This window comes from Novosphingobium sp. BL-S-24, from assembly GCF_055521575.1.
Map to the genome: position 1 here is coordinate 41,948 of NZ_JBVFVM010000003.1, position 6,000 is coordinate 47,947.

General features: G+C 58.8%; 7 protein-coding genes. 3 read left to right on the forward strand and 4 right to left on the reverse strand.

The features are described from left to right. Nucleotides 1–126 precede the first annotated feature (126 nt). The 3 genes from ACZ1JM_RS18650 (at nt 127) to ACZ1JM_RS18660 (ending at nt 2,123) form a co-directional block, all read left to right on the forward strand. On the forward strand, nt 127–987 hold the full coding sequence (locus ACZ1JM_RS18650; RefSeq protein ID WP_465135152.1) for a helix-turn-helix domain-containing protein: 861 nt from the start codon (nt 127–129) through the stop codon (nt 985–987). Between the two features lie 195 nt (nt 988–1,182). Then, nucleotides 1,183–1,848, forward strand: a complete 666-nt coding sequence (gene parA, locus ACZ1JM_RS18655; protein ID WP_465135153.1) for a ParA family partition ATPase — start codon at nt 1,183–1,185, stop codon at nt 1,846–1,848. Beyond that, entirely contained in the window at nt 1,845–2,123 is a 279-nt protein-coding gene (locus ACZ1JM_RS18660) for a ribbon-helix-helix domain-containing protein (protein WP_465135154.1), read from the forward strand. Before parA ends, ACZ1JM_RS18660 begins: the two co-directional genes overlap by 4 nt. Before the next feature lie 83 nt (nt 2,124–2,206). Here the strand turns inward: ACZ1JM_RS18660 and rfbA are convergent, their stop codons facing one another. From rfbA to rfbC, 4 genes are read right to left on the reverse strand one after another with little or no spacing between them, the layout of a single operon-like run. Further along, nucleotides 2,207–3,160 carry a glucose-1-phosphate thymidylyltransferase RfbA gene (gene rfbA, locus ACZ1JM_RS18665; RefSeq protein WP_465135155.1) on the reverse strand — a complete coding sequence of 318 codons (954 nt, stop codon included), beginning with the start codon at nt 3,158–3,160 and terminating at the stop codon, nt 2,207–2,209. Nucleotides 3,161–3,172: 12 nt separating this feature from the next. Next, complete coding sequence (rfbD, locus tag ACZ1JM_RS18670) at nt 3,173–4,072, reverse strand: dTDP-4-dehydrorhamnose reductase (protein ID WP_465135156.1); 900 nt, start codon at nt 4,070–4,072, stop codon at nt 3,173–3,175. Continuing rightward, complete coding sequence (rfbB, locus tag ACZ1JM_RS18675) at nt 4,069–5,145, reverse strand: dTDP-glucose 4,6-dehydratase (RefSeq protein ID WP_465135157.1); 1,077 nt, start codon at nt 5,143–5,145, stop codon at nt 4,069–4,071. The genes rfbD and rfbB overlap by 4 nt, the downstream gene beginning before the upstream one ends. Further along, nucleotides 5,136–5,735, reverse strand: coding sequence for a dTDP-4-dehydrorhamnose 3,5-epimerase (gene rfbC / locus ACZ1JM_RS18680; RefSeq protein WP_465135179.1), 600 nt, complete (start codon nt 5,733–5,735; stop codon nt 5,136–5,138). The genes rfbB and rfbC overlap by 10 nt, the downstream gene beginning before the upstream one ends. Between the last annotated feature and the right edge of the window lie 265 nt (nt 5,736–6,000).

Here is a 6,000-nt window from a genome sequence, read left to right on the forward strand (position 1 = left end):
CGATCCGGAACGTAAAATACCAGTACGTTCCCTCCTGATACCCCAGAACTTGATCCCGTTCAAGGATGCGCGTTTCGCGCCACGCCCTCTTTTTGCCTGCGTCCCGGCCCCTGAGGGGGAAGGAAGATGAGTACGCTTACCCTGGGTGAGGCGACAGCGATGGCGCTTGGCCGTGTGGGATCAGGAGTCCAGTCCCGGCGGCGGACTGCTCACAGTGGTGCTTTGCATCGCACAGGGGCGCCTGTACGCCGCGACAGCATCGAGGCAGGCACCTTCGAAGAGCAGTTTTTCGCCGTGCCTGTCAAAGGTGAAACCGATCGTCTTCTGCGCATGGCCCGGGGTGCGCTCGATGCGGGACGGCGTCTAAAGCGCGCCGTGCGTGCCGAGGGGAGGGCGCTATCGCCTGCCGAAGCGGCGCTTACCGGCATGACTGCCAGCGCTGTACGTGTATTCGAGGAAATCTGCACGTTGGCTCGCCTCAATGCTGGCCGCGTGTTTCCCAGCTATGATCGTTTGTCCCAGGCGACAGCGCTCGGCCGCGCTACCGTAGCGCGAGCGCTTTTTGCGCTGGAACAAGCCGGTTTTCTGGTTCGGCAACGACGTTTCAAGCGTGTGGAAGGGGAGGGGCCGCGCTATGCCCAGACATCCAACGCCTATCGCCCGGTTACGCCCAAGGGGCTTCTGCAGCATCTCCCGCGTTGGATGGCCCCATCGCCGATCCCTGATGACGCCGCGTACCGCCAAACGGAGCAGGCCGAGCAGCTTGAAGCAATGCAGCGCAGCCTCACCTGCCGGGAACTGGCTGAAACGGTTATAGGCGGGGCATTAGGCCGTGTTCTCGCCAAACTGGGAGCCGCTCTCGACCGTGAAAATAGTGTGTCTTCGTGCGAGTCTCAAAAACAGTCTGAACCGCTAACCCAATTATATTATTCAAGCATAAATAGCGTCGGCCTAGTCGGCCGACATAGTCCGCCTGACGGCGATTAAACGCAAAGTCCGATATCACACCCACCGAACTCACAATCTGCAACGTCCAAGCGTCGGCTACGCCGCCGCAGTGCTCCCAAGGGGATCAGGTCATTTCGGCATTGCTTGATCGCACGCTTCATCGTTTGCGGAAGCCAAGAAATTGGCGATCTTACATATCGACAAGACAACGTGTAGACACGTATGGAGGTGTTCATGTCCAACATCCCAAAAACCGTTGCGGTCATCAGTCAGAAAGGCGGGGCTGGAAAAACCACTTTGGCCCTTCACTTGGCGACGATCGCCCAAGATGCAGGCCGTGTCGCCCTGATCGTTGATACCGATCCGCAGGCGACCGCAAGCCAGTGGGCTGCGTGGAGACAGGATCAACCTCCCGAAGTAATTGACAGCCCGCCGCCCCGGCTTGCCGCCAAAGTAGCTGCTGCGCACACTCAAGGCGCGGAGTTCGTCGTTATCGACACGCCGCCACATGCCGACAGCGCAGCTCGGGCAGCCGTCGAAGTTGCCGATCTTGTGTTGATCCCATGCCGACCGAGTGCGTTCGACCTGGCCGCGATCCAGACAACGGCAAAGCTGGTGCAGCTATTGCGCAAACCAGCCTTCGTCGTCTTCACCGCAGGCCCACCCAACGCACCGCGCATCTATGCTGAGGCGAGCGAGCTGGTCGACAGCTACGGTACACCGGCTTGCCCGGTTATCCTCCCTGACCGCGCCGCCTATCGCCACGCCAGCGCTGAAGGGCGCACCGTGACGGAAGCCGATCCCGCAGGACGTGCGGCCGACGAAATTCGCGACCTATATAAGTGGACGTGTCGACAATTAGACATGGCGCCACCCCGCTATCGAAAGATCCCCGCATGAGCCGCAAGCCCAGTTTCGCCAACCTACGCACAGCGGCCCCAAAACCGACCGCTGCCGAAGAAGCCCTAGCCCCGGTTCAGCAAGAAGAAGGTGCCGTCTCTACCCGGCCGGAAAGCCGCATAGGCCGTAAGCAGATCGCAGGCTTCTTCACCCCCGAAATGAGCTTCGCTATGCACATGCTGGCGCGGCGTCAGGGCCGAAGCCTGCAATCGCTGATGGCCGAAGCCTTCAATGACGTGCTGCGCAAGCATGGTGAAAGCCCGATCGGGGAGTAGGGGGCTAATATGGAGATATGGGTCCTTCACAGATTATGGTGATTGCTTAGAAGTAGATAAATGATCCACCCCACATAGACTGCTCAAGCCACCTGATTTGCTAAAGCTGCCTTTGCATCTGTCATGAAAATGACTTGGGCCGAAATCTCCGGCGAGTTGTTTCCAAAATCGGGATTTTCCAGAACACCGCGCAGATAATGAGCGTAATCCGATTTGCCCAGCTTACGGATAGACGCTTCCATCTCGGCCGCCCCGATAAATCCCTGGCGGAAAGAGATTTCTTCCGGGCTGGCAATCTTGAAGCCCTGTCGTTTCTCAAGTAACCGGACGAATTCGGCTGCATCGAGCATGCTGTCAGGCGTTCCGGTATCCAGCCAGGCGTAACCCCGGCCCATGATCTCGACCGATAGCTGATCCCGCTCCAGGTAGATCCGGTTGAGGTCGGTGATTTCCAATTCCCCCCGTGGGGAGGGACGAAGATCGGCGGCGATGTCCACTACCTGTTCATCGTAAAAATAGAGGCCCGTCACCGCCCAGTTGGAACGTGGATCTTTGGGTTTTTCCTCAATCGAGACAGCCTTCATGGCTTCGTCAAATGCGACCACGCCATAGCGCTCCGGATCTTTGACGTGATAGGCGAAGACATTGGCGCCGTTTTTGCGATGGCCTGCCCGGTTCAGCAATTCCGGCAGGCCATGCCCGTAATAAATGTTGTCGCCGAGGATCAGGGCAGATCGTTCTCCCGCAACGAAGTCCGCCCCGATAACATAGGCTTGGGCTAGACCGTCGGGGCTGGGTTGCTCGGCATATTCCAAGCTCATGCCCCACTGCGAACCGTCGCCCAGCAACAGCTGGAAAGAAGGCAGATCGCGGGGGGTCGAGATGATCAGAACTTCCCGGATTCCCGCCAGCATCAGCGTGGTCAGCGGATAGTAGATCATTGGCTTATCGTAGACCGACATGAGCTGCTTCGAGGTCGCCAGCGTCATTGGGTAGAGCCTGGTGCCGCTACCGCCCGCAAGGATGATGCCTTTCACGTCACGTTCCTTTCACAGAGCTGCACAAGCCGGCATGGGTAATCGACAAACCACGTCAGGCAGCGCAGCTCGCCAATCAGGAAGCACCATCCCGTGTCTTTGACGTAGGAGATCGCAATCGAGCCGTGAGTTTGCGGGGCGGGTTGCAGTGGTCGGATAATCCGCCGTGGCTATGCGCCGCACGCTTGCAGACGGGCCACCCAATTCAGCGAATGTGCCGAATATGGCTTCCGCGAAATCCGCCCACGACGCCTCTCCCCGAGCGGCCATGTGGAATACTCCGCGAAGCTGCGGGTCGGAATTTGCAACAAGGTTCTGCGCTACCTTCAAAATGCCATCGGCGATATCGAGCGCGTTGGTCGGGTTGCCGATCTGGTCCGCAACGACGGACACTTCATGCCGATCCTGAGCCAGACGCATCATGGTCTTCACGAAATTTCCGCCGAACGGGCTATAGACCCAAGCCGTCCTCAAGATCGCACTGTTGCGGCCATGCGCTGCCAGCACGGCCTTTTCGCCTGCTAGTTTGGACGCGCCGTAGACGCTGGCAGGGCCTGTCGTATCGGTTTCGAGATAGGGTCGCTCAAGCCTGCCGTCGAAAACATAGTCGGTCGATAGGTGAACCAGCGGCACCCCAAGGGATGCAGCAACCTGCGCGACCGCATTGGCTCCGGCGGCATTGACGGCATATGCCAGCGGGCTTCCCGCCTCGGCCTTATCGACGGCTGTGTAGGCAGCCGCTGACACTACCACCTCCGGCTCAGCCGTCGCAATCGCACGCTTCACACTGGCAGGGTCGGTCAGGTCCAGTTCTGGTCGCCCCAAAGCAATAATCACGTGTCCTGCCGCGCTGCCCCGCTCGATCAGGCTGGTGGCGACCTGCCCGACTTTGCCGGTGACGACGATCCTCATGCCGCGACCTTGGCGCCCGCCAGCGCGACGTCGGACAGTCCCAGACGCGCGCCGTCGTAGCGGTCGCGCAGCGGGCGCCACCACCATTCGTTATCGAGATACCAGCGGACGGTCTTTTCGATGCCTGTGTCGAAGGTTTCGCGCGCGTGCCAGCCCAGTTCGGCCTCAAGTTTCGTTGCGTCGATGGCGTAGCGAGCGTCATGCCCTGGTCGGTCTGTGACGAACTCGATCAGGCTTTCTCGAGGTGTGTGGCCGGGCATCAGCTGGTCGAGCAGCCCGCAGATTCGGCGCACGACATCGACATTGCGGCGCTCGTTGCGTCCACCGACGTTATAGGTTTCCCCAACCCGGCCGCGCTCGGCTATCGTATCGAGCGCGCGGGCGTGATCATCGACGAACAGCCAGTCCCGCACGTTTTCGCCCATGCCGTAGACGGGCAGCGGACGCCCTTCGAGCGCGTTGAGAATGGTCAGCGGGATCAGCTTTTCGGGGAAATGGTAAGGTCCGTAATTGTTCGAGCAGTTCGACACCACCACCGGCAGCCCATAGGTCCGGTTCCAGGCTTTTGCGAGATGGTCCGAAGCGGCTTTCGAAGCGGAGTAAGGTGAGCTGGGATCGTATGAGGTCGTCTCTGTAAACAGCCCCTCGTCACCGAGTGATCCATAGACTTCGTCGGTCGAGACGTGGAGAAAGCGAAATGCCTCTTTTGCAGAGCGGCCCAGTCCATTCCAGTAAGCCCGGGCAGACTCTAGCAAGCTGAAGGTGCCCACCACGTTCGTCTGGATGAAATCCGCCGCGCCGGTGATCGAGCGATCCACGTGGCTCTCGGCGGCCAGGTGCATGATGCGATCTGGGCGAAACTGCGAAATCGCGGCGTCCATTGCTGGCCTGTCGCAGATGTCCGCGTTTAGAAAATGGTGGTTTTCACTGCGCTCTACGGCCTTCAAAGAGGCTTTGCACCCTGCGTATGTCAGCGCATCGATGATAAGGACGTCGTAGCCTTTGTTCAGTACGAGATGGCGAACGAGAGCCGATCCGATGAAGCCCGCTCCTCCGGTAACGATTACACGCATGCTCGGCAGCCCTCGATCGATCCAACGAGCGGACGACCGTCATAGAAAAAAGGGCTGTCGAAATCAGCAAGGCGAGGTTGCGCCGCATCTTTGGCTGAAAGCTCGGGTGTCACACCATCGGGGATTGGCCAATCGATGCCGATGTCGGGATCGTCCCAGGAAATCCCATGATCATGCTTGGGCGCGTAGGTGCTGGAGCATTTGTAGCTGATTTCACAATCCGGCTCGAGCGTGAGAAACCCATGCGCGAAGCCAACGGGAATATAGAGCTGGTTCCCGTTCTCAGCTGACAGTTCCGCCCCAACCCACTGACCATAGGTGGGCGAGCCTTTTCTGACATCCACCACGACGTCAAGAATACGTCCGCGAATGCAGCGTACCAACTTGCTTTGACCGAAAGGCGGCGTCTGGAAATGGAGGCCCCTCAGAGTGAAAGGAGCAACGGACAGTGAGTGATTGTCCTGAACAAAGTGGCAATCAATACCCAAAGCCGTGAAGACGGGTTCGGAATAGACTTCGGTGAACCAGCCACGGGCATCGCCAAAGCGACGGGGTATGATCAATTGGATGGGAGAGGCATTCTGGATCATGCCTTGGGTTAAACCCACCTGCCTCGCATAACCATGTGGCGGTTTACGTGGTATCTTTCACTAATGCCAATTGAAGAGGAACCCTGATTATCAGAGTTTTTACTCACATCATTTTGAGTTGAAAACTTGTGCGTCCCGATCCCCTTGATCCCGTTTAGCTGGCGCGATCAAACCCCCGATCCTCGGTCAGATAGGTCCGGCCTTTGTCGCCAGTTTCACCTCGTCACATTTCCTGCCTGCGCTGGCTTTGTTTGTGTGGGACCGG

What these genes read in the sequence shown, in the direction of transcription:
- ACZ1JM_RS18650 (WP_465135152.1), top strand. Translation starts at nt 127, where the DNA reads ATGAGTACGCTTACCCTGGGTGAGGCGACAGCGATGGCGCTTGGCCGT.
- parA (WP_465135153.1), top strand. Translation starts at nt 1,183, where the DNA reads ATGTCCAACATCCCAAAAACCGTTGCGGTCATCAGTCAGAAAGGCGGG.
- ACZ1JM_RS18660 (WP_465135154.1), top strand. Translation starts at nt 1,845, where the DNA reads ATGAGCCGCAAGCCCAGTTTCGCCAACCTACGCACAGCGGCCCCAAAA.
- rfbD (WP_465135156.1), bottom strand. Translation starts at nt 4,072, where the DNA reads ATGAGGATCGTCGTCACCGGCAAAGTCGGGCAGGTCGCCACCAGCCTG.
- rfbB (WP_465135157.1), bottom strand. Translation starts at nt 5,145, where the DNA reads ATGCGTGTAATCGTTACCGGAGGAGCGGGCTTCATCGGATCGGCTCTC.
- rfbC (WP_465135179.1), bottom strand. Translation starts at nt 5,735, where the DNA reads ATGATCCAGAATGCCTCTCCCATCCAATTGATCATACCCCGTCGCTTT.